Raw genomic sequence first — 24,692 nt, 5'->3', positions numbered from 1 at the left:
AATCCAACGTGAGCAGCACCTTCAAGTACCGCTTCCGGAGCCCGCTCGGCGGGCTCGCTGCCGACCTGACCGCCGAGTGCGCTCCCACGGGTGCCGAGGGCGAGTTCTTCCTGCAGATCGACCGGCAGGTGCGCCTGGCACTGCCCGCGGGGGTTCATTGGCGGGACGCGTCGTGGCTGGCCTACGGCCTGGCGGCACACGCCCCGGCCCTGGTGGCACGGCATCCCGACGGCGTGACCGTGAGGGTGGCATCGTTCACCTATCCTCTCGCCCACTTCCGGTCGGAAGTCGCGGCCCTGGCCATGGACGGCTGGCTCAGGCAACAGTTCGACCTACCGGACCGTGGCCTGCGGGTGGCCTTCGACGCCGAGCAAGGCGGCTACACGTTCCGGTGGGGAGACGACACCGCCCCCTTCTCGGACGACCTCGCGGCACACTGACCGGATGGCGAAGGACCCGGGACGGCTGAAAGCGCCCTCACGTCCACGGATTTCACGGGTGATCCGGTTCGGGTTCTCCGTTGCCGAGAACGAGGCACCCCCGCCCTCGGGATTCGACCTGGGGCACATGGACGTCCGGGGCGACCAGGGAGAGGCGAGTTCGCGGTACCGCACCCCGGACCAGGCGATGATGATCTATCTCTCGCTGCCCCTCCTCATGGACGGCCTGCGCCGTTTCCTGCCGGGCCGGGGCCGATCCTTCACGACGGCCGCCGTCGACTCGTCCTTCTCGCTGACGTTCCGGCGCGGAAAGGACGGCTCGATCGAGACCCTCCACGACGGTACGGTCATCGACCGCTCGTCCGCCGAGGACCTCGCGAGCGCCGTGCACACGGGGGCCGAGCGCTTCGCCGCGCCCCGGCTCCCCCTCCTGCCCGAGGACGACGCAGGGCGAGAGGATCTGGAGAAGTCCCTGGACGAGTTCGGGCACTTCGTGGCACAGCTGCGTCGGGGGGAACGCCGGTGAGCAGCGGTGCACCCGACCCCCTGGTGGTCCTTGGTCCGGAGGAGTCCGCCGAGATCCGGCGGCAGGCCGCGCCGTAGATCGCAGCCCCGAGGAATGGCACTGAGGCCGGCTGCTGCCTCTCACGACGCCCGTCGGCGCCCCCTTCCCCGTCGCCCCCCCGTCCGGCCACACCCACGCCCCTCGTTGTAGGCGGGGACGAGCACCGAGACCGGTTCGGTCACCGCGCGGCGGCCCCAGCGGAAGCCCCTGCGGCGGACCTTGCGGGTGTGCAGGCACGAGAGCAGGAGCATCAGGGCGAAGCGGGCCAGCACCGACGCGCCGATCACCGCCAGGCCGACCACCAGGACGTCCGTGATTCCGTCGGCCGCCTGGACCAGGAGGATCCAGGCCTGGCCCTGCCAGAGGTCGGGGCCGGCGACCGGGGTGTGGGCGCTCGGGGCGCGCAGGGCCTCGGTGAGGTTGTAGAAGCGGTAGCCGCGCTTTTCCAGCTGGGGCAGCAGGCGGTCCAGGGCCTGGACGGTCTGGTGGCGGTCGCCGCCCGAGTCGTGCATCAGGACGATCGCGCCCTTGCCGCCGCGCGGGGTGGCGTTGCGGATGATCCGGTCGACGCCCGGCTTGCGCCAGTCCCCGCCGTCCCTGTCGTTGACGACGGTGATGTAGCCGCGGGTGCCGATGTACCAGGTCACCGGTCAGGAGAGTCCATCGCGTCGGCGGAGGAGGAGTACGGCGGGCGGAAGAGGGAGGTACGGATGCCGGCCGCGCCGGTGATCGCCGGCTGGGTCTGGGACAGCTCCCAGTCGATGCGCTTCTTCGACTGGTACGACAGGTCGGGGTGGCTGAAGGTGTGCACGCCGACCTCGTGGCCCTCGGCCACCATGCGCCGGACCAGCTGGGGATGGCGGGAGGTCATGGTGCCGGTGACGAAGAAGACGGCGTGCGCGTGGTGCTTCTTCAGGACGTCCAGGACCTTCGGGGTCCAGGTCGGGTCGGGGCCGTCGTCGAAGGTGAGGACCAGGTGGTGGTCGGGGATGCGCAGTGACGTCGTACGGCCGTTCCGGGTGTCGATGACCGGGCCGCCGTCCAGGATCTTCTCCGGGACCTCGCCGGCGGCGGCCTCGGGGCGGATGCGGTGGTCCGCGAGGATCTCGCTGTGCACGTAGCCGCGCAGCATCAGCATCGCCGTCAGGGCGACGAGGAGGAGGACGGGCAGCGTCAGACGCATGGGGAGGCGGCGGCGCCGGGAAGCGGGGCGGCGGTCGGGCGGCGGCGGGACGCGTAGGCGACGGCCGAGCGGCGCCGGGTACGGGACGGCATCAGAGGACGGGGGCGGGAGCGGAGGCGCCGCCGGTGCGGGTGTGCCTGGGCGCGCCCTGGGCGACCGGGCCGCCGGTGGGGGCGGCCGACTCGCTGGGCGAGACCGGCGGCGGCGACGAGGCGGGAGAGGAGGGCCCGTCGGAGGTGGGCGGGACCGTGGACGGCGCGGCGGAGGCGGACGACGACCCCGGCTTCGGCGAGGTGACCGTCACCCCGGAGGACGCGGTCGGCCGCGCGGAGGCCGACGCGCTCGGCCGCTCGGTCCCCTTTCCGGTTCCGGACGCCCGGGAGGAGGTACCGGCCGACGGGGTGGTACCGCCGCTCACGGCCGGGCCGGCCACCGAGGCGCCGTCGTCCGAGGACCGGGGCGACCGCGCGGGCCGCGGCGAGTCGTCGACCTTGCCGGCAGGCCTGTCGGCGTTCTGTCCGGGCACCGGCAGCCAGGGCGCGGCGGAACTCCCGGACAGCAGGGTGACGACGATGACCACCGCGTAGACCGCACAGGCTAGGCCGACGGCCGCCCCGAGCCTGCGGAGCCGGCGGCTGCGACGCCCCGACGCGTCGACGAAGACGGGGACGGGGACGTCGGGAGCGCCTGAGCCCTCGGAAGAACCGGGGGCCCCGGAGGCCCCGGAAGCCCCGGAAGCCCCGGAAGCCCCGGAAGCCCTGGAGACCCCCGCAGCGGCGGACCGTACCGGCCCCGTCGGCCCGGTCGGCCGTATTCGTACGGCACCGACGTCGTTCTGGACGGTCACCTCGTCTGGGTCGTGGACGGGGTCCGGGACCGGGTCGCGCAGAAACACCGGGATCGGCGGCTCGACCACGCTCCACGGGTCCCGTGACGACCCGGCCCGTAACACCTCGGTCGCACCCGCGGCCCCGGCGACTCCCGCGGCCCGAGCCGCCTCGCCACCGTCGGCGGCCGCAACGCCCGTCTCCGCCCCGCCGGCGTCAGCAACGCCCGCTTCCACCCCGTCGTCGCCCGTCACGGGCACATCCCGGGCATCCAGGACGACCTGCGGCATTTCGGGTTGGGTTTCTTCTCGCCAGTTTTTCACGCGCGCACGTCCCCCCACGGGAGTGTTCCGGGCGCACTGACGGACCCGAGCACACGTCAACGGAACGGGCCCCCACCCGCTCCGAGCGCCCCCTTGCAGCTCTCCGCGCTCGGGCCCATGAAGCTAGCGCACGGGGGAGATCCGCGTTCCCGATGTGTCATTTGCGGTCGTCCATCACCTCTTGATCACTGGCTGGAATCCATCCGTCGGCCGGTCGCTGAAGCCACCGTTCCGCCCGCCCGATCTCGGTGGCCGCCCGGCGCAACGCGTCGACTCCCGGATGGACCAGCCCCTTTCGCCACACGAGCGACACAGGCGACAACGGGACCGGATCGACCAGCGGCCGCGACACGCTTCCAGGTATGGCCGGAAATCCCACTACCGCGAGGATGGGATACCGGTCCTTGGCCATGACTCGCTGGAACTCCTCCTCCCCGACGGCCAGCGGCAGCGGCGGCGCGACCACGGTGCCGCGCCCCTCGAAGAGGTGAAAGGCCAGGTCAGTCCATTCCAGGGTGCGCTCGTTCCCGGCACCGGCGTATACCGTCTCGCCCGCGAGCGCGGTCAGCGGCACCGCGTCCAGGGCCGCGAGCCGGTGATCGGAGGGGAGAATTACGGCCATGGGTTCGAACCGCACGGGCTGGTGTTCGAGTCCGGAGCGCAGCGCCGGATCCAGTCCCGCGAACCGTCCGAAGGACGCGTCGAGCCGCCCCGCGAGGAGTTCGGCCGCCGCTCCGGTGAGCCCGCTCTCGTAGCGGGCCATCAGCTCGCAGTCGGGGGCGAGTTCGCGGGCCCGGTACAGGACGCGGCGGGCGGTCTCCAGGCCCGGGGAGTTGAGGTCCACCAGCAGCGGCCGGGCCTGCCCGAACGCGGCGAGCAGGGCGTCCTGGGCGGCCAGCACCCGGCGGGCGTACGGCAGCAGCCGGGTGCCGTCGGCGGTGAGAGTGACCTGTCGCGTGCTGCGAAGGAACAGCTCGGCGCCCAACTCCCGTTCCAGCCGCCGTACATCACGGCTGAGCGCCTGCTGGGCGACGTACAGCCGGGCGGCGGCGCGGGTGAAGTGGAGCTCCTCGGCGACGGCGACGAAGACGCGCAGGAGCCGGGGGTCGATGTGGGCGGGAGAAGCGGCCATCGGGCGAACCTACCTGTACCGCGCCGGGCAGCCGGCCGATGCCCCCATGTCCTGTCGGGCAGTCACCGATGCACCGACGGGGACCTCACCCGGTGCACCATCAGGGACTTCACCGGTGCACCGACAGGCACCGTCACCGGCCGTCCGGCAGGAAACGGCAACTGGACCAATCCGCCAGCGAGTTGACAACAACGAGACAACGCGCCGCGGCCCGGATCCCTATCCGGCGCCAGTACCATCGGCGCCCTGGCGCCGCCGGACGCGTTCGCCACCGCTCTCCTGGAAGGACGCGACAACAGTGCAGTCTCCGCTGCCCCGGCGACCGAAGGGGCCGTCGGCCATCGCCGCGGCGTCCGCCTCCCACACCGGACCCGGACCCGGCTCCGGCTCCGGCTCCGAGGACGGATCCACCCCCCGGCAGCAGCCCGACGACCCCAGCGCGCCGCCCATGTCCGCGGCGGCGGCCGCGTTCGCGGCGGAGAGTCCAGGCACCCCGCAGCACACGGCCGCCACGCCTCACGCCCGCACCTCCAAAGCCCGCACCACCGAAGCCGCCACCGGACGACCGGGGACCGGACCCGCTCCACGACCCGCCGCCGGTACCTCCGCCCGGCGCCGGTTGCCACGGGCGGTGCTCCTGACCGGGGTGTCCGTGGTGGTGGCCGCGCTGGTCGGCGGCGCCTTCCTCCTCGGCGGCGGCGCCGACGGCACGCGGTCGTCGGACGCGGCGCCCGGCGCCGAGCCGGGCGCCGCGGGAGACGGCGGGGCGTACGACAGCACGCCGAGCCTGCTCGGCCCGCCCCCGCCGTCCGGGTCGGTGTCCTCCTCGCTGTCGGCCACACCGTCCGCGGCACCGTCGGCGGCCGCCACCGGCGCTTCGTCTCGGTCGCCGGCCAAGAGGTCCGCCAAGGACGGCGGCACCTCCGCCCGCACGCAGACCGCGCCGTCCACCGCCCCGGCGGCGGACGCCGGCCAGGCCCGGACCGGCTCGGGCAGCGGCGACGACGACTCCTGCACCTCCGCCGCGGGCTCGGGCGCCCTCACCGACTACTCCGTCTGCGTGGCGTCCGGGACGGTCACCTTCCGGGTCACCTTCCACGCCTCGCAGTCCTACTACCACGTCTTCTTCGACACCGACGGCAGCACCGCGACCGGTTACCAGCTCCCCTACCCGTCACCCTCGGCCCTCGGCGCCGACTACATGATCGAGAACGGCGGCCTCTACCGGAGCCGGTCGACCGACTGGAGCTGGACCGAGACCGCGGCCCACCCGAAGCGGACGGTCGACGGCCCGACGCAGACCTGGACCCTGCCGCTGAGCGCGCTCGGCTCACCGGCCGGCACCCGACGGATCGAGTTCAACGCCGGATCGGACTACACCCCGGTGATCACCTTCAGCCCGAAGTAGCCCGAAGTAGCCCGAAGAAGCCCGAGGTAGGCCGGGCGATGTAGCCCGAGCGATCCGGACGCGCCGCTACGGCCGCCGACCACGCCGGACTCACAACAGCAGTGCGTGAATCGGCGCCGAGCAGGTGTTGGACCCCTTGATCGGCCCCGCGCGACGGTAGTGCGCATGCCGCAACCGACCGAACCCGCACCCCCGCGCCTGCACGCCGTCACCGCCGACACCCTCGTCACCGTCGACTTCAGCCCCCGGTTCCAGCGCCGCGCCGATCCCCGCCGCACCCCTCACTCCCGCTCCCGCCCGCCCGGCCCCTACCGCCGCCTCTTCGCCCTCCCCGGCACCCGGGCCTTCACCGCCGGGAACCTGCTGGCCCGGCTCCCCATGGGCATGTTCAGCGTCAGCGCGGTCGTGATGATCGCCGGGTCGCGCGGCTCGTACGCCCTCGCCGGCGCCGTCACCGCGACCGGCCTCGCCGCCACCGGTCTCGTCGGGCCCTGGATCGCACGGCTCGTCGACCGGTACGGGCAGGCCCGGGTCGCCGTACCCGCGACCGTCACCGCCGTGCTCGGCAGCCTCGCCCTGCTGCTCTGCGTCCGCTACGGCGCCCCGGACTGGACCCTGTTCGCCGCCTACGCGGCCACCGCCACCACCCCCAACCTCGGCGGCATGTCCCGCGCCCGCTGGGCCCACCTGCTGCGCGAGGACCCGGCCGCCCTGCACACCGCGAACTCCTTCGAACAGGCCGCCGACGAGCTGTGCTTCATGCTCGGCCCGGTCCTCGCCTCCTTCCTGACCGGCACGCTCTTCCCGGAGGCCGGCACACTGGCCGGCGCGGTGCTGCTGCTCACCGGCGCGCTGCTGTTCGCCGCCCAGCGGGCCACCGAGCCACCGCCCCGGCCCGGGTCGGCGACCGCACGGACACCGCTGCGCATCGGCACCCTCCTGGTCTGCTTCGTCGCCACCGGTGCGGTGTTCGGCTCGATGGAGGTCGTCACCATCGCCTACGCCGACGCCCAGGGCCACCGCTCGGCGGCCGGTGCCGTGCTCGCCCTCCAGGCCGCCGGCTCCTGCGCGGCGGGCCTGCTGTACGGGGCGCTCCGGCCGACCGGTCCGGCCGAACGCAGGCTACCCGTCTGCCTGTTGTCGATGGCGGCCCTGATGTCCCTGCCGCTGCTCGCCGTGCGCGCGTTCGACAGCCTCTGGGCCCTGGCCCCCGCCCTGCTCGCGGCCGGCATGGCGACCGCCCCGACCATGGTGACCGCGATGACCCTGGTCCAGGACCGGGCCCCCGCGGACCGCCTCAACGAGGGGATGAGCCTGGTCGTCACCGCCCTGCTGACCGGCATCGCCTGCGGCTCCGCGCTCGGCGGCTGGGCGGCGGACCACGTCCCGCCGACGGCCGCCTTCGTCACCCCGGCCGCGGCCGCCGTCGCAGCCCTGGCCGTCAACGCGGTCAGTCGAATCGCTTCGCCCAATTCCCGCCGCACCCATTGACGCACTCAAGGCCCGCACCTACCGTCCTCCGTCGAAGCGCTTCGACGTTCCCCATCGAACCGATTCGACGCGGGACGAGCACCATCCATCCGACTCCCCCGGAGGCATTGGATGTTGACGGCACGAAGGCGAATGACGACCGCGGCGGCGATCCTCGCCGGATCGCTGCTCCTCACCTCCTGCGGCGGCTCGGGCGGCAGCACGTCCGACGCGAAGACGCTGCGGCTGTGGCACTACGAGGGTCCCACCAGCGCGATGGGCGTGGCCTGGAACGAGGCCATCAAGGAGTTCGAGGCGACTCACCCGGGCGTGAAGGTGAAGTACGAGGAGAAGAGCTTCGAGCAGATCCAGAAGACCGCCCAGATGGTCCTGAACTCCTCCGACGCCCCCGACATCATGGAGTACAACAAGGGCAACGCGACGGCGGGGCTGCTCTCCAAGCAGGGGCTCCTCACCGACCTGACCGCCGAGGCGGCCAAGCGCGGCTGGGACAAGGAGCTCAGCGCGGGTGTACGCACCACCAGCCAGTACGACGCGGACGGCGTGATGGGTTCCGGCAAGTGGTACGGGGTGCCCAACTACGCCGAGTACACCATGGTTTATTACAACAAGGACCTGTTCGAGAAGTACGGGATCGCGGAACCGAAGACGTTCGACGACCTGACGGCGGCGATGGACAAGTTCGTCGCGAAGGGGGTCACCCCGCTCGCGAACGCCGGTTCCGAGTACATGGCCCAGCAGTACCTCTACCAGCTGGCGCTCTCGAAGGCCGACCGCTCGTGGGTCGACGCCTACGAGCTGTACAAGGGCAAGGTCGACTTCCACGACCAGGCCTGGACGTACGCGGCGACCACCTTCGCCGACTGGGTGAAGACGGGCTACATCGCGAAGACGTCGTCCGGTACGACCGCCGAGCAGGCCGGGGTCTCCTTCATCCAGGGCAAGTCGCCGATCCTGTTCTCCGGCAGCTGGTGGTACGGCCGTTTCCAGTCGGAGGCCAAGTTCGGCTGGGGCAGCTTCCTGTGGCCCGGCTCGAACCTCACCCTCGGCTCCGGCGGAAACCTCTGGGTCGTACCGAAGAACTCCGCGAACAAGGATCTCGCCTACGACTTCATCGACATCACCATGTCGAAGAAGATCCAGAACCTGCTCGGCAACAAGGGCGGAGTCCCGGTCGCCGCCGACGCGAGCGCCATCACCGACCCCAAGTCGAAGCAGCTCATCGCCGATTTCAACACCGTCAGCAAGCGGGACGGCCTCGCCTTCTACCCCGACTGGCCGGTCGCCGGCTTCTACGACACCCTCGTCTCCGAGACCCAGAAGCTGATCACCGGCAGCGAGAAACCGGATGCCTACCTGAGCAACCTGCAGACGGCGTACGACAAGGGCACCAAGTGAGGGTGCGCCGGGACTCGTACGCCCTCTTCCTCCTCCCCGGCGCCCTCGCCTTCCTCGCGGTCGTCATCGTCCCGTTCCTCATGAACACGGGCGCCGGCTTCACCGACTGGCAGGGCGTGGGCAGCCCGCACTGGTCCGGGCTCGCCAACTACCGCGAGCTGCTGCACGACTCGGAGTTCTGGGCGTCCTTCCGGCACAGCCTCTTCATGGTCGTGGCGATGGCCGCGATCCCGACCGCGCTCGGACTGGTGCTGGCCGCCGCCCTGTTCGACTACGTCGGCAAGCACTTCGGCACCCGGGTCGCGGCCGTCCTGCGCGCCTGCTTCTACCTCCCCCAGGTGCTGCCGGTCGCGGTCGCCGGCATCGTCTGGAGCTGGATCCTGGCCCCGGACAACGGCTCCCTCAACGCCCTCCTGAAGGCGGCCGGCCTCGGCAGCTGGCAGCAGGACTGGCTCGGCGACCCCGACCTCGCCCTCTACACGGTCATGGGCGTGCTGGTCTGGGTGCAGATCGGGTTCCCGCTGGTCGTCTTCATGGCCGGACTCGGCCGCGTCGACCCCCAGCTGTACGAGGCGGCCGAGCTGGACGGCGCCGGCTGGTGGCGGCGCTTCTGGCACGTCACGCTGCCGCAGATCCGCCCCGAGGTGTACGTCGTCCTGACCTGGTGCACGATCGCCGCGCTCAAGGTCTTCGGCGCGGTGTACGTCCTGACCAAGGGCGGCCCGGGCGGCGCCACCGACGTCCCCTCCTACTTCTCCTTCACCACGTTCTTCGAGAAGACCCAGGTCGGCTACGGCTCGGCGATCTCCACGGTCCTCACGGTGATCATCCTGGCCCTGGCCGTGCTGGGCCTGAAGCTGCAGAGTCGGGTGGAGGACTCATGACCGCCCTGCGCCGCTACCCGGTCCTCCTCGCCCTCTGCCTCGCCGCCCTCTTCATGGTCGTGCCGTTCCTGATCGTGGCGGTCAACGCGGTGAAGTCCCCGGCGGAGTACTCCCGGAACGGCCCGCTGAGCCTCCCGCACGGCCTGTACCTGGACGGCCTCAAGGACTTCTGGCAGCGCGTCGACTACACGCAGAAACTCGTCAACTCGGTCCTGATCAGCGGCTCGGTGGCGCTGCTCGCCACCGCCCTGTCCGTCCTCAACGCCTACGCCATCGGCATCGGCCGGATCCGCGGCCGCACCTGGGTGCTGGCCTTCTTCGTCCTCGCCAACCTGCTGCCGCAGGAGGCGCTGGTCTACCCGCTCTACTACCTGAGCAAGGAGGCGGGCCTCTACGACACCCGGCTCAGCGTGATCATCGTGTTCACGGTGATCCAGTCGGCGTTCGGGACGTACCTCCTCTCCGCCGTCCTCGGGCAGTTCCCGCGCGAGATCGTCGAGGCGGCCCGGATCGACGGCGCGAACAAGTGGCAGATCCTGGTCCGGATCGTCGTACCCGTGAGCCGCCCGACCCTGGGCGTGCTCCTGGTCTTCTTCTTCATCTGGACCTGGAACGAGTTCCTGCTGCCGCTGGTCATGCTGATCTCCAACGACAACCAGACGGTGTCCGTCGCCCTCGGCGTCCTCCAGGGCCAGCGCCTGATGGACGCCACGATGACCAACGCGGCCGCGCTGCTCGGCGTGCTCCCGGCCCTCGTCTTCTTCCTCGTCTTCCAGCGGACGCTCACCCGGGGGATCGCCGTGGGAGCCGTCAAATAGGAGGTTCGTGCGTGAAGTTCACCGACGGCTACTGGCTGCTGCGCGACGGCGTCACCGCGGCCCACCCGGTCGAGGTCCTCGACGTCACGGCGAACGAAGGCGCCCTGGAGATCCACGCGCCGACCCAGCCCATCCGCCACCGCGGAGACCTGCTGAAGGGACCGGTCCTGACGATCAGCGCGCACACCCCGATGCCCGACGTCATCGGCGTCACCTTCACCCACTTCGAGGGCGAGCGGCCACGCGGCCCGCAGTTCGAGCTGCACCGGGCCGACTTCGCGTCGCAGGTGTCGTACGACGACGAGTACGCGACCCTGACCTCCGGCTCGCTGACGCTGCGGCTGAGCCGTACGGCTCCCTGGCGGCTCGACTTCCTCTCCGGCGGCCGCACCCTCACCTCCAGCGGCCCCAAGGGCATGGGCATCATGCGGGACGCCGCCACGGGCGCCCACTACCTGCGGGAGCAGCTGGGCCTCGGGGTCGGCACGTCCGTCTACGGCCTCGGCGAACGCTTCGGCCCGCTGGTCAAGAACGGCCAGGTCGTCGACATCTGGAACGCCGACGGCGGCACCGCCACCGAACAGGCCTACAAGAACGCCCCGTTCTACCTGACCGACGCGGGGTACGGCGTCTTCGTCGACCACCCGGGGAAGGTGTCGTTCGAGGTCGGCTCGGAGGCGGTGTCGCGGGTCCAGTTCAGCGTGGAGTCGCAGCAGCTGACGTACTACGTCATCCACGGCCCGACCCCGAAGGACATCCTGCGCAAGTACACGGCCCTGACCGGCCGCCCGGCGCTGCCGCCCGCATGGTCCTTCGGGCTCTGGCTGTCCACGTCCTTCACGACGTCGTACGACGAGAAGACGGTGACGTCCTTCATCGAGGGCATGCGGGAGCGCGAACTGCCGCTCTCCGTCTTCCACTTCGACTGCTTCTGGATGCGGGAGTTCAACTGGTGCGACTTCCGGTGGGATCCGCGGGTGTTCCCGGATCCGGAGGGGATGCTGGGGCGGCTGCACGAGCGCGGGCTGCGGGTGTGCGTCTGGATCAATCCCTACATCGCGCAGCGGTCGCCGCTGTTCGCCGAGGGGAAGGAGCTGGGGCACCTGCTGCGGCGACCGGACGGGAGCGTGTGGCAGTGGGACCTGTGGCAGCCGGGCATGGCGCTGGTGGACTTCACGTCCCCGGCGGCGCGTGACTGGTACGCGGGCAAGCTGGAGGCCCTGCTCGCCCAGGGGGTCGACTGCTTCAAGACCGACTTCGGGGAGCGCGTCCCGGTGGACGTGGCCTGGTCCGACGGCTCGGACCCCGAGCGGATGCACAACTACTACACCTACCTCTACAACCGGACCGTCTTCGAGGTGCTGCGCAAGCACCGGGGCGAAGGGGAGGCGGTCGTGTTCGCGCGGTCGGCGACGGCCGGGAGCCAGAAGTTCCCCGTGCACTGGGGCGGGGACTGCGAGGCGACCTACGAGTCGATGGCCGAGTCGCTGCGCGGCGGGCTCTCGCTGGGCCTGTCCGGCTTCGGCTTCTGGAGCCACGACATCGGCGGCTTCGAGGGCACCCCGACGCCGGCGCTGTTCAAGCGGTGGCTGGCCTTCGGGCTGCTGTCCTCGCACAGCAGGCTGCACGGGTCGTCGTCGTACCGGGTGCCGTGGCTGTTCGACGAGGAGTCGGTGGACGTGCTGCGGCACTTCACGCGGCTGAAGCTGAGCCTGATGCCGTACCTGTACGAGGCCGCGCGCACCGCCTCGGCGGAGGGGGTGCCGGTGATGCGGGCGATGGTGCTGGAGTTCCCGGACGATCCGGGGTGTGCGCATCTGGAGCGGCAGTACATGCTGGGGGCGGATCTGCTGGTGGCGCCCGTCTTCGACGACGGGGGGTATGTGACATATTACTGTCCGCGAGGCACCTGGACCCACTTCCTGACCGGCCGGACGGTCGCCGGCCCCGGCTGGGTCCGCGAGCACCACGACTTCCTCGGCGTCCCCCTCCTGGTCCGTCCCGGCGCGGTGATCCCGGTCGGCGCGGTGGCCGACCGCCCCGACTACGACCACGCCGACGGGGTGACCCTGCGGGCCTACGGCCTGGAGCGCGGCGCGCAGGTCACGGTGCCCGTCGGGGACGTCACCTTCACCGTCGTACGGGAAGGGGACACCCTGCGGGCCTCGTGCAGCGATCCGGCGGCGGCCTGGAACCTGGCGGCCGGGGAGCGCACGGCACACGCGCAGGCCGGGACCGGGTTCCTCTCCCTGGAGCTGGGCTGATGGTGAAGATCACCGACGTGGCCCGGCACGCCGGGGTCTCCCCCAGCACGGTGTCCTACGCGCTCAGCGGCAAGCGCCCGATCTCCGACGAGACCCGGCGCCGTATCGAGGCGTCCATCCGCGAACTGGGCTACCGCCCGCACGCCGGCGCCCGCGCCCTGGCCAGCAGCCGCGCCAACGTCCTCGCCCTGGTCGTCCCGCTGCGCACCGGCATCCACGTCCCGGTGGTGATGCAGTTCGCGGTGTCGGTGGTGACGACGGCCCGCCGGTACGACCACGACGTGCTGCTGCTGACCCAGGAGGAGGGCGAGGAGGGCCTGCACCGGGTCGCCGACACGGCACTGGTCGACGCCCTGATCGTGATGGACGTCCAGCTCCACGACCCCCGGCTGCCCCTGCTGCGTGCCCTGGAGCGGCCGTCGGTGCTGATCGGCTTCCCGGCCGCCGCCGAGGGCCTGACCTGCGTCGACCTGGACTTCCGGGCGGCCGGTGAGCTGTGCGTGGAGCGGCTGGCGGGGCTGGGTCACCGGGTGGTCGCGCTGGTCGGCTCGCCGCCGGAGGTGTACGTCCGCGAGACCGCGTTCGCCCAGCGGGTCGTCCAGGGCTTCACGGCCGCCGCCGACCGCAACGGCATGGCGTCCTCCGTCCACCCGTGCGAGGCGACGCCGGCGGCGGCGCGCCGGGTCGCGGAGCAGCTGCTGCGGGAGCAGCCCGCGTTGACGGGGGTCGTCGTCCACAACGAGGCGGCCCTGGAGCCCCTGATCGACGCCTTCGAACAGCTCGGCCTGCGTGTCCCGACCGACCTGTCGCTCACCGCGATCTGCCCGGACGAACTGGCGGCGGGGCTGCGCGTCCCGGTGACCTCGGTGGCTCTCCCGGCCGCGGAACTCGGCGAGCGGGCAGCGGAGTTGCTGATGCGGAAGCTGGGCGGGGAGGGGGAGGTGCCGGAGGCTACGCTGCTGGCGCCCCGGCTGACGGAGCGGGCGAGCACTGCGCCGCGGACTCTGGCGTGAGGTGATGAACTGCTGTTCGCGATGCCGAGCGGGGGCCGCTGTGCTGTATTGGGGGTGGGCGTCGCGCTGAGGTCCGGATGTTTTAGTCGGGCGGATGCCCAAGCTCATCGGAAGCTTGTCGAATGTCCCCAGGCCCTGTGGGGACATCCGGCCAGCTGCTGAGCCACCAGAGCAACCACCTCCTCGCGTGCCTTGCAGCCCGCTCCGGCAGAAACCGGATCAGCCGCATGACGAGAGTCGGTTTCTGCTCCTCGTGTTCTGCTCCTCGTGCGAGCCCATGTGGAGGCGTCCCCCCTTCGACGTGAGGCGGCCTGTCTCGGCCCCGGTGCCGCTCTCGTCGGGCCGGGTCCCGAGGGGACGGGACCCGGAGTGAAGGGAGGACGCGCCCATAGAGCGCGTCACGGGGCAAACGCCAGTGATGCGGACGCCCCTGCTGAGCCGTAATCCGCAGACGCCGCCCATATGAGTGAATGGCCCTCCGGGCATGACAAAGGCCCCGGTCTCCTTCGAGAGTGCCGGGGCCTGTGCCCACATGGGACTGAGGAGCTGGGCTCCTCTGATCGTGGAGATGGCGGGAATCGAACCCGCGTCCAACGGTGCAGAACCAGGGCTTCTCCGTGTGCAGTTCGCTGTGATTTTCTCGGCCCCGGCGATCACGCGAACAAGTCGCCGACGGGCCCAGTCACTGTTTGATTTCCCTCTTCACCCCGTGACCGGGATCAAGGTTTAGTCCCCTAGCTGATGCCAGGATCCGGGTCGGGAACAGCCCCGGGCTGACACTCCCATTAAGGAGCTATTCGATCACTACCTAATTAGGCAGCGAGAGCGAAGAGCTCGGGAGAATCGCTCTTGGAATTGGCGATTATTTGTTTCGGCCTGTGGTTTACGAGATCATGGCCGCTTTCTCGACACGCTTCCCCTGCCTCGACATCCGCTGTCGAAACCGATCATCCCCATGTTGATTTTTCAATCTTCACACCAGCTTCCGCCGGTGTTGGTGCCATCGTACGTGACCAACGCACGCCGATGCCACTACATTCCCGCGCCCCTACGCGCCCCGCTGCCGCCGCTTCGCCGCCGCGATCGCGCGGTCGCTCTCCCGGCGGTCCTGCTGCTCGCGCAGGGTCTGCCGCTTGTCGTACTCCTTCTTGCCCCGGGCGAGCGCGATCTCCGCCTTGGCCCGGCCGTCCTTGAAGTACAGGGCGAGGGGCACGATCGTGTGACCGGTCTCCTGGGCCTTGGCCTCCAGCTTGTCGATCTCCTCGCGGTGCAGCAGCAGCTTGCGCTTGCGGCGCACCGAGTGGTTGGTCCAGGTGCCCTGGCTGTACTCCGGGATGTGCGCGTTGTGCAGCCACGCCTCGTTGCCGTCGATCTGGACGAAGCCGTCGACCAGCGAGGCCCGGCCCTGCCGCAGCGACTTCACCTCGGTGCCGGACAGGACGAGACCGGCCTCGTAGGTGTCGATGATCGCGTAGTCGTGCCGCGCCTTCTTGTTCTGCGCGACGATCTTGCGCTTGCCGCCCTTCTCGCCGTCCCTGGCTTTGGCGGCCGTCCCCTGCTGCTTCTGCTGGGACTCTTTCGGTACGTACATTCCCTTGGCCATAGTGCCGTCCATTTTCGCACTACGGAGGGGGTGCGGGGGAAGCCGATTTGCAGGGTTCCGCGGGTTACGACGGGTCGCCGAGGCCGCTCAGGACCGTCTCCGCCCGCTCCAGCGCCCCGGAGGACACGTCCAGGTCGGGGGTGATGCCCCGGCCGTCGACGGTGTGACCGGACGGGGTGCGGTAGTGGCCGACGGTGAGCTCGGCGACCGAGCCGTCGGGGAGGCGGGTGGGCATCTGGATGGAGCCCTTGCCGAAGGTGCGGGAGCCGAGGACGACCGCGCGGCCGCGGTCCTGGAGGGCGCCGGTGAGCATCTCGGCCGCGCTCATCGTGCCGCCGTCGACGAGCGCGACCAGGGGTCTCGCGGTGTCGCCGCCGGGCTCGGCGTGCAGGGAGCGCTCGGCGCCGTCGACGTCGTAGGTGGCGACCAGGCCGCCGTCGAGGAAGGCGGAGGCGGCGGTGACGGCCTCGCTGACCAGGCCGCCGGAGTTGCCGCGCAGATCGAGGACGATGCCGCCGTCAGCCGGGGCCTGCCGGACGGCGGTGCGCACCAGCTCCCCGGAGCCCCTGGTGAAGGCGGAGACCTTGATGACGGTGATACCGGCGGTCAGCTTGCGGACGGTCACCGAGTCCGTCGACAGCAGCGCCCGGCGCAGGGTCTCGCTCCACGCGCGCGTGCCGCGTTCGAGACCGAGGGTGACGGTCGTACCGGCGCGGGCGTCGGTGGCGTCACCGCGCAGTAACGAGACGACGTCGGTGACGGGCCGCCCGTCGACGTCCTCGCCGTCGATGCTGCGCAGCCGGTCGCCCTTCCTGATCCCCGCGGCGGCCGCGGGCGACCCGGCCTGCACCTTGGTCACGTCGATCCGCCCGTCCGCCGTCCGCCGGGTCCACAGCCCCACGCCCGTGTACTGGCCGTCGAGCGCTTCCTCGAACTCCTGGTACTCGCCCTCGGAGTAGACCGCGGCCCACCGGTCCCCACTGCGGCTCACGGCCCGCTCGGCCGCCTCCACGGGGGACTTGCCGTCGGCCATCGCCTCGGCGGCGGCCTTCGCGACGTCCTCGTGCCCGGTGGCCGGACGGGCGGCCCCGGTGGGCGTCTTCCGGTCGGACTGCCCGGGGTCCGGAAACGCCCCGGTGGCCGCCCCGGTCACCAACAGCCCTGCAAACACCAACGTCAGAGCCGCCCCCCGGCGAACCCGGCGGGGCTGACAGAACAGCTCTCGGCCTGACATGCCGGTGAGTCTAGGACAACGCAAGAGGGCCGCACGGGCTGTTGCCCGTACGGCCCTCTTGGCATGCGTCACACCTTCAGGTACTTGCGCAGCGCGAAGAACGCGGCAAGCGCGGGCATCAGAAGGCTCGTTGCGAGGATGAGCGGGAGCTTGGTCAACACCGCGTCCCAGCCGATGAAGTTGATCAAGTTCAGCTTGTGGGACAGGTCCAGGCCGTGATCGATGATGAAGTACCGCGCGATCACCAGGAATCCGCAGGCGACCGTGCCGCCGATCAGGCCGGCGACGGCGGCCTCCGCGATGAACGGGGCCTGGATGTAGAAGCCCGAGGCGCCGACCAGGCGCATGATGCCGGTCTCGCGCCGACGGCTGAACGCGGAGACGCGCACCGTGTTGACGATCAGCATCAGGGCGACCACCAGCATCAGGGCCATGACCATGCGGGCCGCCCAGTTCATGCCGTTGAGCAGGCCGAAGAGGTTGTCGAGGATGCCCTTCTGGTCCTGGACCGACTGGACCCCGTCACGGCCGTCGAAGGCGGTCGCGACGACCTGGTACTTCTCCGGGTCCTTGAGCTTGATCCGGTACGACTCCTGCATCTGGTCCGGCGTGAGGGAGTCGGCGAGCGGCGAGTCGCCGAACTGCTCCTTGTAGTGCTTGTACGCCTCGTCCTGGGACTCGTAGGTGACCTTCTCGACCACCGACATCTTGCCGAGGTCGGCCTGGATCTGCTTCTTCTGGTCCTCGGTCACCGCGCCCTTGGCGCAGTTGGGGTCGGACTCGGCGTCGCTCTTGTTGCAGAGGAAGATCGAGACGTTGACCTTGTCGTACCAGTAGCCCTTCATGGTGTTGACCTGGTCGCTCATCAGGAGCGAGCCGCCGAAGAGCGCCAGGGACAGGGCGACCGAGACGACGACCGCGAAGGTCATCGTCAGATTGCGGCGGAGACCGACTCCGATCTCCGACATTACGAACGAGGCACGCATGGCGTCGGGTTAAGCCTTTCCGTCAGTGCTGGTAGCCGTAGACGCCGCGGGCCTGGTCGCGGACGAGTCGGCCCTTCTCCAGCTCGATGACGCGCTTGCGCATCTGGTCGACGATGTTCTGGTCGTGGGTGGCCATGATCACGGTGGTGCCGGTCCGGTTGATGCGGTCCAGCAGCTTCATGATGCCGACCGAGGTCTGCGGGTCGAGGTTGCCCGTGGGCTCGTCCGCGATCAGCAGCTTGGGCCGGTTCACGAAGGCACGCGCGATGGCCACGCGCTGCTGCTCGCCGCCGGACAGCTCGCCGGGCCTGCGGTCCTCCTTGCCGCCGAGCCCGACGAGGTCGAGGACCTGGGGCACGGACTTGCGGATCTCGCCCTTCGACTTGCCGATGACCTCCTGGGCGAAGGCCACGTTCTCGGCGACCGTCTTGTTGGGCAGCAGGCGGAAGTCCTGGAAGACCGTCCCGAGCTGGCGGCGCATCTGCGGCACCTTCCAGTTGGACAGCCGGGCGAGGTCCTTGCCGAGGACGTGCACCTGGCCGTGGCTGCACCGCTCCTCGCGGAGGATCAGCCGCAGGAAGGTGGACTTTCCGGAGCCGGAGGACCCCACGAGGAAGACGAACTCGCCCTTCTCCACTTCCAGGGACACTTCCCTGAGTGCGGGGCGGGTCTGCTTGGGGTAGACCTTGGAGACATTGTCGAATCGGATCACGGATGCACCACGGGTCGCCGGGGGTAGATGAGCGTGACCATACGCGAGTCGAGTGAGGTAGCGCAGGCGCCGGTCACGGTTGGGTGAGGCTTGTGCAGTTTTGTTCCGGGGCAGTCTCTCCGGAACGCCCAGGAGTGCCGGGCCGAGGTCTGCGGACGGCCGCGCTCTTTCCGGGGGAACCTGGCACAGTGGGAGGGGAACGTTCTCGTTCCGCGGAGCGTTGTGTGGGTAATGGCGGGTGCAAGGAGGGCGAGCGCATGACGTACGACCGGTTGGTGTGCGCGAACTGCGCGGCGCCCGTGAGCGAAGGCCGGTGCCCCGTGTGCCGCGCGAATCGCGAGCGTCTTCAGCAGGAGAGTTTCCTCGGCGGTCTGAACCCGATGGCGCTCATCGGGCTGCTGGCGGTACTGATCGCCGCGGTGGCGCTGCTGGCGGCCCACCAGACCGCGTAACGAAGCTCACACGCGAAGCTCACCCAAGAGCGACCGAAGGGCCCTGAGCCGCTGCTCAGGGCCCTTCGTCCGTTGCGCTACGGATACGCTCCGTGAGCGGTTGCCTACCGTCAGGCGGCGGCGCCGCCGCGGCCGCCCACGAGGCGCGGCAGGATGCGGAAGCCGATACCGCCGGCGATCATCGTGGCCGCGCCGACGAGGAGGAACGCCGTCTGCCCGGCACCCGTCTCGGCGAGCTGCTTGCCGCCACCCTGGGCCTCGGTGTTCGAGGACCCGGTGTCGGTGAGCGCAGAGGTGCCGGCCTCCTGGGCGGAGGTGCCGGAGTTACCGTCGGTACCGGTGCCGCCGGAGGTCGAGCCGCCGGTGGACGAGCCACCCGTGGTCGAACCGCCGGTGTCGCTGCCACCGGTGGACGAACCACCCGTGGTCGACCCGCCGGTGTCGCTGCCACCGGTGGACGAACCACCCGTGGTCGAACCGCCGGTCGTCGAACCGCCGGTGTCGCTGCCACCCGTGTCGGAACCGCCGGTGTCACTGCCACCGGTGTCGCTGCCGCCGGTCGTCGAACCGCCGGTGTCACTGCCACCCGTGTCGGAACCGCCGGTGTCACTGCCACCGGTGTCGCTGCCACCGGTCGTCGAACCGCCGGTGTCCGTGCCACCCGTGTCCGTGCCACCCGTGTCCGTGCCACCGGTGTCGGTGCCACCCGTGTCGGTCCCACCGCTGTCCGTGCCGCCGGTGGTGCTGGTGCCACCGTCGTCACAGGTCGGGTCCACGACGATGTCACAGGGCGCGCCGCCCGTGCCGCCATCGTCGTCGCCGGTGTCGACGGTCGCGCTGACACCGCTGTCGGTCACGCTCACGCCGATGTCCAGGGCGGAAGCGGCGCCGGCGGCCGTGAGAGAGGCGCCGGCTGCGATCACTGCGCCGGCGGCTATCCGCGCGACGCGGAGACGCGTCTTCTTCGTCATATGGTTGCTACCCCCAGTAGCTGATCGTCTGTGCGGCGGCGCTCGGGGCCGGTGCTCGACGGAGACAGCTACGAATGTTCAAGGCCCCCGGTTCACATGCGCCCCAGAGATACGCATGCCACACTTCACCCTTCCCATTTTCCAAGAGCACGTCAAGGCCGTTGCGCGCGCGATGTCCAGTTGCGCACCCAATGCCGGGAGTTGAAGTGTGTGAGTGTGACGTAAAACCCAGACATACGAGAACTGCCGCCACGGGGGCGGCAGTTCCAAGTCGGTCGACTCGCCGTGGGCAAGTCGACAAAGTTACTTCTCCTGCTGCTTGCGCCAGCGAATTCCGGCCTCCAGGAAGCCGTCGATCTCGCCGTTGAACACGGCCTCGGGGTTGCCGACCTCGTACTCGGTCCGCAGGTCCTTGACCATCTGGTACGGGTGCAGCACGTACGACCGCATCTGGTTGCCCCAGGAGTTGCCGCCGTCGCCCTTGAGGGCGTCCATCTTGGCCTGTTCCTCCTGGCGGCGCCGCTCCAGGAGCTTGGCCTGGAGGACGTTCATCGCGGTGGCCTTGTTCTGGATCTGCGACCGCTCGTTCTGGCACGAGACCACGATTCCGGTGGGGAGGTGCGTGATGCGCACGGCGGAGTCGGTGGTGTTGACGCCCTGGCCGCCGGGCCCGGAGGACCGGTACACGTCGATCCTCAGCTCGCTCTCGTCGATCTCGACGTGGTCGGACTGCTCGACCACGGGGAGCACCTCGACACCGGCGAAGGAGGTCTGGCGGCGCCCCTGGTTGTCGTACGGCGAGATGCGCACGAGCCGGTGCGTGCCCTGCTCCACGGACAGCGTCCCGTAGGCGTACGGCACCTGCACGGCGAAGGTGGTCGACTTGATGCCGGCCTCTTCGGCGTACGACGTCTCGATGAGCTCGGTCTTGTAGCCCTTCTGCTCCGCCCACCGCAGGTACATGCGCTGCAGCTTCTCGGCGAAGTCGGCGGCGTCGACGCCGCCCGCCTCCGCGCGGATGTTGACGAGCGCTTCCCGGGAGTCGTACTCCCCGCTCAGCAGCGTCCGGACCTCCATCTCGTCCAGCGCCTTCTTGACGGCGGCGAGCTCGGACTCGGCCTCGGCGCGGGTGTCCGGGTCGTCCTCCTCGTCGGCCATCTCGAAGAGCACGGCGAGATCGTCGATCCGTCCGCGCAGCGCCTCCGCCTTCCTGACCTCGGCCTGGAGGTGGCTCAGCTTGCTGGTGATCTTCTGCGCCTCGTCCGGGTTGTCCCACAGGGACGGCGCGGCCGCCTGCTCCTCGAGCACGGCGATGTCTGCCCTCAGCTTGTCGAGGTCCAGAACGGCCTCGATCGACTCCATGGTCGAGGAGAGGGACTTGAGCTCTTCGGATACATCGACGACTGCCACGCCTCCAGCGTAACGGCTCCGCCAACCGAGGATGGCCGACGGGCATCCCCGCACGTTCGGGTCCGAGCCGGGTCCGGGGCGGAGCCCCGCGACGGCGGGCCCACGTCCCACCGAGCCGGGCGGACGCCCACTTCCCCTCGGGGTCCGGGGCGGAGCCCCGTGGCGGTGGGTTTGGTGCCTACCGGGGCGGGTGGGCGGGTGGGCGGGTGGGCGGGTGGGCGGGTGGGCAGAAACCGGCGGAGCCACCGGCAGGTCACGGCGTCGACGAGCTGTGCGTCTCCTGCGGCGGAGCCGAGTCGTCACCCGACGACGCCAGCCACGCGCCGACGCCGACCGCCGCCGCCACCGCGACCCCCGCCACCGCGAACGTCACCCTCCGCCGCCGCGCCGCCACCCGATGCCGCGCCGACCCCGGCCGCGGCGCCCCCGACGCCCGCGGCGCCCGCGCGGTGCCCCGGGCGCCGCCCGCCAGCTCGTCGGGGCCCGGCACCCGCATCGACGTGTGCGTGTCCCGGTTGGAGTCCGGCTTCGCGCCCGGCACCAGGGAGACGGCACCCCGGCGCCGTACCCGCTGCTCCTCCGCGGCCGGAGCGGCGGCGGTCGCCGGGTCCTCGGCCTCCTCCGGCGTCTCCGTCTCCGGCTCGTCGACGTCCAGCGGCGGCATCCCCGCCAGTATCGGCAGCTGCTCCCGCAGCCGCGCGGCCAGCTCGGAGGCCCGCAGCCGGGAGGCCGGCGCCTTCGCCAGGCACTGGACGAGCAGCTGCCAGAGCTCCTCGGGGATGCCGGGGAGCGGGACGACGGTCTCGGTGACGTGGCGGCGGAGCACCGCGCCGGGGTGGCCGCCGCCGAACGGGGTGAAGCCCGCGAGGAGCTCGTAGAGGACCGTGGCGAGCGCGTAGATGTCCACCGACGCGCGGGGCGGCAGGCCCTCGACGATCTCCGGGGCCAGGTAGTCCGGCGTGCCGATGATCTTCGTGGCGCGGGTCCGCTTCGGGGAGTCGATGAGCTTCGCGACGCCGAAGTCCGTCAGCAGGGCGGGGTGGGAGCCGCCGGGACCCAGCGGGCCCTGCATGTCGAGGAGGACGTTCTCCGGCTTCACGTCGCGGTGGACGACCCCCGCCGCGTGCGCCGCCGCCAGCCCGTCCGCGACGTCCGCGACGATCGCGACGGCCGCCTCGGGCGCGAGCCGCCGCTCCCGGTCCAGGCGGGTGCGCAGATCCGTGCCCCGGACCAGGTCCATGACGAGGGCGAGGTCGTTGCCGTCGACGACGAGGTCACGGACGGACACCACGTGCGGGTGGTCGAGGCCCAGCAGTGCCGTGCGCTCCTGCACGAAGCGGCCCACCAGCTCCTCGTCGGACGCGAGGTCCTCGCGCAGCAGCTTGATGGCGACGGGCCCCTCCGGCCCCTCGCCCAGCCACACCGTGCCGGCGCTGCCCCGCCCCAGGATCTGGTGGGCGGTGTACCGGCTGCCGATCTTCCGTGCCAAGGCTGCTCCTACAGACGCGTGTTGCCGACAAAAGTACGCGTCCGAGTAGCCAACCTTCACCACGGAGGCGGAAATCACCCGCCAGGTGTCGACAAATCCCCAAACTCGCGGTCGGTTCCCGCGGTCAGTTGCCGGAGCCGTTGCCCAGGTCGCCGATGAAGTTGCTGACCGAGTGTGCCCAGTGGCTCAGCTGGTTCCAGTAGCCCCGGCCCTGCCCGACCCACGTGTGCACCGGGGTCAGGTCCCAGATCAGCCAGCCCGCGACGAACAGGATGACGACCAGGAACAGGCAGCCCTTGAGGCAGCCGAGCCCGGGGATCCGCATCGGGTTGGCGCTGCGCTGCCGCGGCTCGCGCGGGGCCCGCTGCTGCGGCTCGGCGGGCGGCGCGTAGCGCTGCTGGGGCTGCTGCGGCGGCGGGGCGTACTGCTGCGGCCGACCGCCGCCGTATCCGGCTGGCTGTTGCTGGCCGTACCCGCCCTGCCCGCCCTGTGCGCCGCGCGGCTGCGGCCGGCGTACCGGCTGCTGCTGCGGGGCCTGGCGCGGCGGCGGCTGCTGCGGCCGGGCCACCTGGCGCTGGGGGCGGCGGCGCAGTGGGTCCTCGCCCGGGTCGAGGTACTGGACCTGGGTCTGTTCGTTGCGGTCGCGGGCCGCGCGGAGCTGGGTCTGCCAGGGGTGCGGCTGCTCGGGCTGCTGCTGGCCGGGCTGCTGCTGGCCGGGCTGCCCCTGGGGCATCGGGGGCATGACGGCCGTCGGGTCGGCGGCGCCGGTGTTCGGCAGCACGGCGGTCGGGTCGGCGGCGCCGAACGGCCCCGGCTGGCCGGTGTGCGGCAGGACGCTGGTCGCGGCGTTCGGGTCGTACGCGCCCGTCGGCGTGCCCGTGTTCGGCAGCACCTGGGTCGGGTCGGCCGCGCCCGGCACGGCGGCCGGTGCCGGGTCGGGGGCGAGCAGCGCGCCGACGCCCTCGGCCGCCGCGATCTGCGCGGAGTTCGCGTGCACGCCCACGCCCTCGGCGACGACCCGCAGGCCGCGCGCGAGGTTCTCGGCGCTCGGGCGGTCGTCGGGGTTCTTGCGCAGGCAGCGTTCTATGACCGTCCACAGCGGGTCGGGGACGGTGGAGGGGCGACGGGGCTCGGCGCTGAGGTGCTGGTGGAGGACTTCCAGGGCGCTGCCGCCGGAGAACGGCGGGCGGCCGGTGACCAGCTCGTACAGCAGGATGCCGGCGCCGTAGATGTCGACGGCGGAGGTCTGCGGCCGGCCCTCGGCGGACTCCGGGGCGACGTACGCGGGCGTGCCGACGAACTCGTGGGTGCGGGTCAGGCCCGGGGAGTCGGCGAGGCGGGCGATGCCGAAGTCGGTCAGCATCGGGTGCATCTGGCCGTTGTACTGCGCGAGCAGCACGTTGGCCGGTTTCAGGTCGCGGTGCACCACGCCGTCGGCGTGGCTGGCGGCGAGCGCGTCGGCGACCTGGGCGGTGAGCAGGGCGGCGGCGACGGGCGTGAAGGGGCCGTTCTCGCGCAGGTAGCGGTGCAGGTCGGGGCCGTCGACGAGGTCCATGACGAGGGCGAGGAGATCGCCCTCGACGACCAGGTCGCGGACCCGGACGATGTTGGGGTGGGTGAGCCGGAGCAGGACCGAGCGCTCCCGCAGGAAGCGCATCACGATGTCGGGGTCGCTCGCGAGCTCTTCCTTGAGGACCTTGATCGCGACGGTCTCGCCGGGCTGGCCGGGCACGGCCGCCTCGGCGCCCGCGGTCTCCCGCTGGCGGGCACGCCAGACGGTCCCGGTGGCGCCGCGTCCCAGCGGCTCCTCCAGGAGGTACTTGCTGCCTACCGGCCGCACGTCATGCGCTCCCTGCTGCTTGCTGAATGTGTCCGACCCATGTGTCCGACCCATGTGTCCGACCCACTGTAGTGCCGTGGTGCCTGGGACCGGGCTGTCGTCCGGCTGTGCTTTCCCCTCCCCGGTAGGCAGCCGATAAGCGTCCCGACGTATCCCCATACGTTGGCGTTCCGGCCTGCGTTCGATGGAAAGACGCTTGCTTCGGTCCACTGGTTGCCGGGGCCGGACGTGACCGATCTCAAGTGATCG

General features: G+C 71.1%; 20 protein-coding genes, 1 other RNA gene and 1 pseudogene. 11 read left to right on the top strand and 11 right to left on the bottom strand.

The features are described 5' to 3' along the window. The first annotated feature begins 8 nt into the window (after positions 1-8). Both ACFY6U_RS27850 and ACFY6U_RS27845 read left to right on the top strand, forming a co-directional pair. Positions 9-440, top strand: a complete 432-nt coding sequence (locus ACFY6U_RS27850) for a hypothetical protein (protein ID WP_390042532.1) — start codon at positions 9-11, stop codon at positions 438-440. A 58-nt stretch (positions 441-498) separates the two neighbouring features. Further along, the gene (locus tag ACFY6U_RS27845) at positions 499-966 is read left to right on the top strand and encodes a hypothetical protein (protein ID WP_390042530.1); all 468 of its coding nucleotides are present in this window, start codon (positions 499-501) and stop codon (positions 964-966) included. 173 nt (positions 967-1,139) lie between these two features. Here the strand turns inward: ACFY6U_RS27845 and ACFY6U_RS27840 are convergent. Beyond that, a pseudogene (locus ACFY6U_RS27840) lies at positions 1,140-2,188 on the bottom strand (polysaccharide deacetylase family protein); the annotation flags it as partial. Positions 2,189-2,313: 125 nt separating this feature from the next. Here ACFY6U_RS27840 and ACFY6U_RS27835 point away from each other — a divergent pair. Beyond that, entirely contained in the window at positions 2,314-2,775 is a 462-nt protein-coding gene (locus ACFY6U_RS27835; RefSeq protein WP_390042528.1) for a hypothetical protein, read from the top strand. 720 nt (positions 2,776-3,495) lie between these two features. Here the strand turns inward: ACFY6U_RS27835 and ACFY6U_RS27830 are convergent. Further along, complete coding sequence (locus ACFY6U_RS27830; protein ID WP_390042526.1) at positions 3,496-4,470, bottom strand: LysR family transcriptional regulator; 975 nt, start codon at positions 4,468-4,470, stop codon at positions 3,496-3,498. Positions 4,471-4,768: 298 nt separating this feature from the next. On the opposite strand from ACFY6U_RS27830, the gene ACFY6U_RS27825 reads away from it, so the two are divergent. The 7 genes from ACFY6U_RS27825 to ACFY6U_RS27795 all read left to right on the top strand — a co-directional run bounded on the left by ACFY6U_RS27825 (position 4,769) and on the right by ACFY6U_RS27795 (position 13,746). Continuing rightward, positions 4,769-5,878 carry a hypothetical protein gene (locus ACFY6U_RS27825; protein ID WP_390042524.1) on the top strand — a complete coding sequence of 370 codons (1,110 nt, stop codon included), beginning with the start codon at positions 4,769-4,771 and terminating at the stop codon, positions 5,876-5,878. A 165-nt stretch (positions 5,879-6,043) separates the two neighbouring features. Further along, a complete protein-coding gene (locus tag ACFY6U_RS27820) occupies positions 6,044-7,369 on the top strand; it encodes an MFS transporter (protein ID WP_390042522.1) in 1,326 nt (441 codons plus the stop codon). Between the two features lie 111 nt (positions 7,370-7,480). Continuing rightward, a complete protein-coding gene (locus tag ACFY6U_RS27815; protein ID WP_390042520.1) occupies positions 7,481-8,767 on the top strand; it encodes an ABC transporter substrate-binding protein in 1,287 nt (428 codons plus the stop codon). After that, the gene (locus ACFY6U_RS27810; protein WP_390042518.1) at positions 8,764-9,651 is read left to right on the top strand and encodes a carbohydrate ABC transporter permease; all 888 of its coding nucleotides are present in this window, start codon (positions 8,764-8,766) and stop codon (positions 9,649-9,651) included. Before ACFY6U_RS27815 ends, ACFY6U_RS27810 begins: the two co-directional genes overlap by 4 nt. Next, entirely contained in the window at positions 9,648-10,469 is an 822-nt protein-coding gene (locus ACFY6U_RS27805) for a carbohydrate ABC transporter permease (RefSeq protein ID WP_390042516.1), read from the top strand. The genes ACFY6U_RS27810 and ACFY6U_RS27805 overlap by 4 nt, the downstream gene beginning before the upstream one ends. Before the next feature lie 11 nt (positions 10,470-10,480). Next, positions 10,481-12,733, top strand: a complete 2,253-nt coding sequence (yicI, locus tag ACFY6U_RS27800) for an alpha-xylosidase (protein ID WP_390042514.1) — start codon at positions 10,481-10,483, stop codon at positions 12,731-12,733. Continuing rightward, entirely contained in the window at positions 12,733-13,746 is a 1,014-nt protein-coding gene (locus ACFY6U_RS27795) for a LacI family DNA-binding transcriptional regulator (protein WP_390042513.1), read from the top strand. Before yicI ends, ACFY6U_RS27795 begins: the two co-directional genes overlap by 1 nt. Positions 13,747-14,306: 560 nt before the next feature. Here ACFY6U_RS27795 and ssrA read toward each other — a convergent pair. From ssrA to ftsE, 5 genes are all read right to left on the bottom strand, one after another. After that, positions 14,307-14,701: a transfer-messenger RNA gene (ssrA, locus tag ACFY6U_RS27790) on the bottom strand. A 93-nt stretch (positions 14,702-14,794) separates the two neighbouring features. Then, on the bottom strand, positions 14,795-15,337 hold the full coding sequence (gene smpB / locus ACFY6U_RS27785; protein ID WP_390042511.1) for an SsrA-binding protein SmpB: 543 nt from the start codon (positions 15,335-15,337) through the stop codon (positions 14,795-14,797). A gap of 76 nt (positions 15,338-15,413) precedes the next feature. Next, a complete protein-coding gene (locus ACFY6U_RS27780) occupies positions 15,414-16,583 on the bottom strand; it encodes a S41 family peptidase (RefSeq protein ID WP_390042510.1) in 1,170 nt (389 codons plus the stop codon). Positions 16,584-16,651: 68 nt separating this feature from the next. Further along, on the bottom strand, positions 16,652-17,569 hold the full coding sequence (ftsX, locus tag ACFY6U_RS27775; protein ID WP_351486726.1) for a permease-like cell division protein FtsX: 918 nt from the start codon (positions 17,567-17,569) through the stop codon (positions 16,652-16,654). A gap of 22 nt (positions 17,570-17,591) precedes the next feature. Next, positions 17,592-18,281 (bottom strand): cell division ATP-binding protein FtsE, encoded by a 690-nt coding sequence (gene ftsE / locus ACFY6U_RS27770; RefSeq protein WP_294011361.1) that lies wholly within the window; start codon positions 18,279-18,281, stop codon positions 17,592-17,594. Between the two features lie 257 nt (positions 18,282-18,538). Here ftsE and ACFY6U_RS27765 point away from each other — a divergent pair, with 257 nt between their 5' ends. Then, on the top strand, positions 18,539-18,733 hold the full coding sequence (locus ACFY6U_RS27765; RefSeq protein WP_089106595.1) for a hypothetical protein: 195 nt from the start codon (positions 18,539-18,541) through the stop codon (positions 18,731-18,733). Between the two features lie 110 nt (positions 18,734-18,843). On the opposite strand, the gene ACFY6U_RS27760 is transcribed toward ACFY6U_RS27765, so the two are convergent. The 4 genes from ACFY6U_RS27760 to ACFY6U_RS27745 form a co-directional block, all read right to left on the bottom strand. Continuing rightward, complete coding sequence (locus ACFY6U_RS27760) at positions 18,844-19,704, bottom strand: hypothetical protein (RefSeq protein ID WP_390042507.1); 861 nt, start codon at positions 19,702-19,704, stop codon at positions 18,844-18,846. Positions 19,705-20,007: 303 nt separating this feature from the next. Further along, positions 20,008-21,114 carry a peptide chain release factor 2 gene (gene prfB, locus ACFY6U_RS27755; RefSeq protein ID WP_351958257.1) on the bottom strand — a complete coding sequence of 369 codons (1,107 nt, stop codon included), beginning with the start codon at positions 21,112-21,114 and terminating at the stop codon, positions 20,008-20,010. Between the two features lie 253 nt (positions 21,115-21,367). Further along, complete coding sequence (locus ACFY6U_RS27750) at positions 21,368-22,603, bottom strand: serine/threonine-protein kinase (RefSeq protein ID WP_390042505.1); 1,236 nt, start codon at positions 22,601-22,603, stop codon at positions 21,368-21,370. Positions 22,604-22,727: 124 nt separating this feature from the next. Then, on the bottom strand, positions 22,728-24,443 hold the full coding sequence (locus ACFY6U_RS27745) for a serine/threonine-protein kinase (RefSeq protein WP_390042503.1): 1,716 nt from the start codon (positions 24,441-24,443) through the stop codon (positions 22,728-22,730). Positions 24,444-24,692 lie beyond the last annotated feature (249 nt).

The organism is Streptomyces sp. NPDC013157, assembly GCF_042899865.1.
Lineage (GTDB): Bacteria > Actinomycetota > Actinomycetes > Streptomycetales > Streptomycetaceae > Streptomyces.
Note: the sequence above shows the minus strand (reverse complement) of the source record. Positions and strands in the feature narration are given on the sequence as shown.

What these genes read in the sequence shown, in the direction of transcription:
- ACFY6U_RS27830 (WP_390042526.1), bottom strand. Translation starts at nt 4,470, where the DNA reads ATGGCCGCTTCTCCCGCCCACATCGACCCCCGGCTCCTGCGCGTCTTC.
- ACFY6U_RS27820 (WP_390042522.1), top strand. Translation starts at nt 6,044, where the DNA reads ATGCCGCAACCGACCGAACCCGCACCCCCGCGCCTGCACGCCGTCACC.
- ACFY6U_RS27815 (WP_390042520.1), top strand. Translation starts at nt 7,481, where the DNA reads ATGTTGACGGCACGAAGGCGAATGACGACCGCGGCGGCGATCCTCGCC.
- ACFY6U_RS27805 (WP_390042516.1), top strand. Translation starts at nt 9,648, where the DNA reads ATGACCGCCCTGCGCCGCTACCCGGTCCTCCTCGCCCTCTGCCTCGCC.
- ACFY6U_RS27795 (WP_390042513.1), top strand. Translation starts at nt 12,733, where the DNA reads ATGGTGAAGATCACCGACGTGGCCCGGCACGCCGGGGTCTCCCCCAGC.
- smpB (WP_390042511.1), bottom strand. Translation starts at nt 15,337, where the DNA reads ATGTACGTACCGAAAGAGTCCCAGCAGAAGCAGCAGGGGACGGCCGCC.
- ACFY6U_RS27780 (WP_390042510.1), bottom strand. Translation starts at nt 16,583, where the DNA reads ATGTCAGGCCGAGAGCTGTTCTGTCAGCCCCGCCGGGTTCGCCGGGGG.
- ftsX (WP_351486726.1), bottom strand. Translation starts at nt 17,569, where the DNA reads ATGCGTGCCTCGTTCGTAATGTCGGAGATCGGAGTCGGTCTCCGCCGC.
- ACFY6U_RS27765 (WP_089106595.1), top strand. Translation starts at nt 18,539, where the DNA reads ATGACGTACGACCGGTTGGTGTGCGCGAACTGCGCGGCGCCCGTGAGC.
- ACFY6U_RS27760 (WP_390042507.1), bottom strand. Translation starts at nt 19,704, where the DNA reads ATGACGAAGAAGACGCGTCTCCGCGTCGCGCGGATAGCCGCCGGCGCA.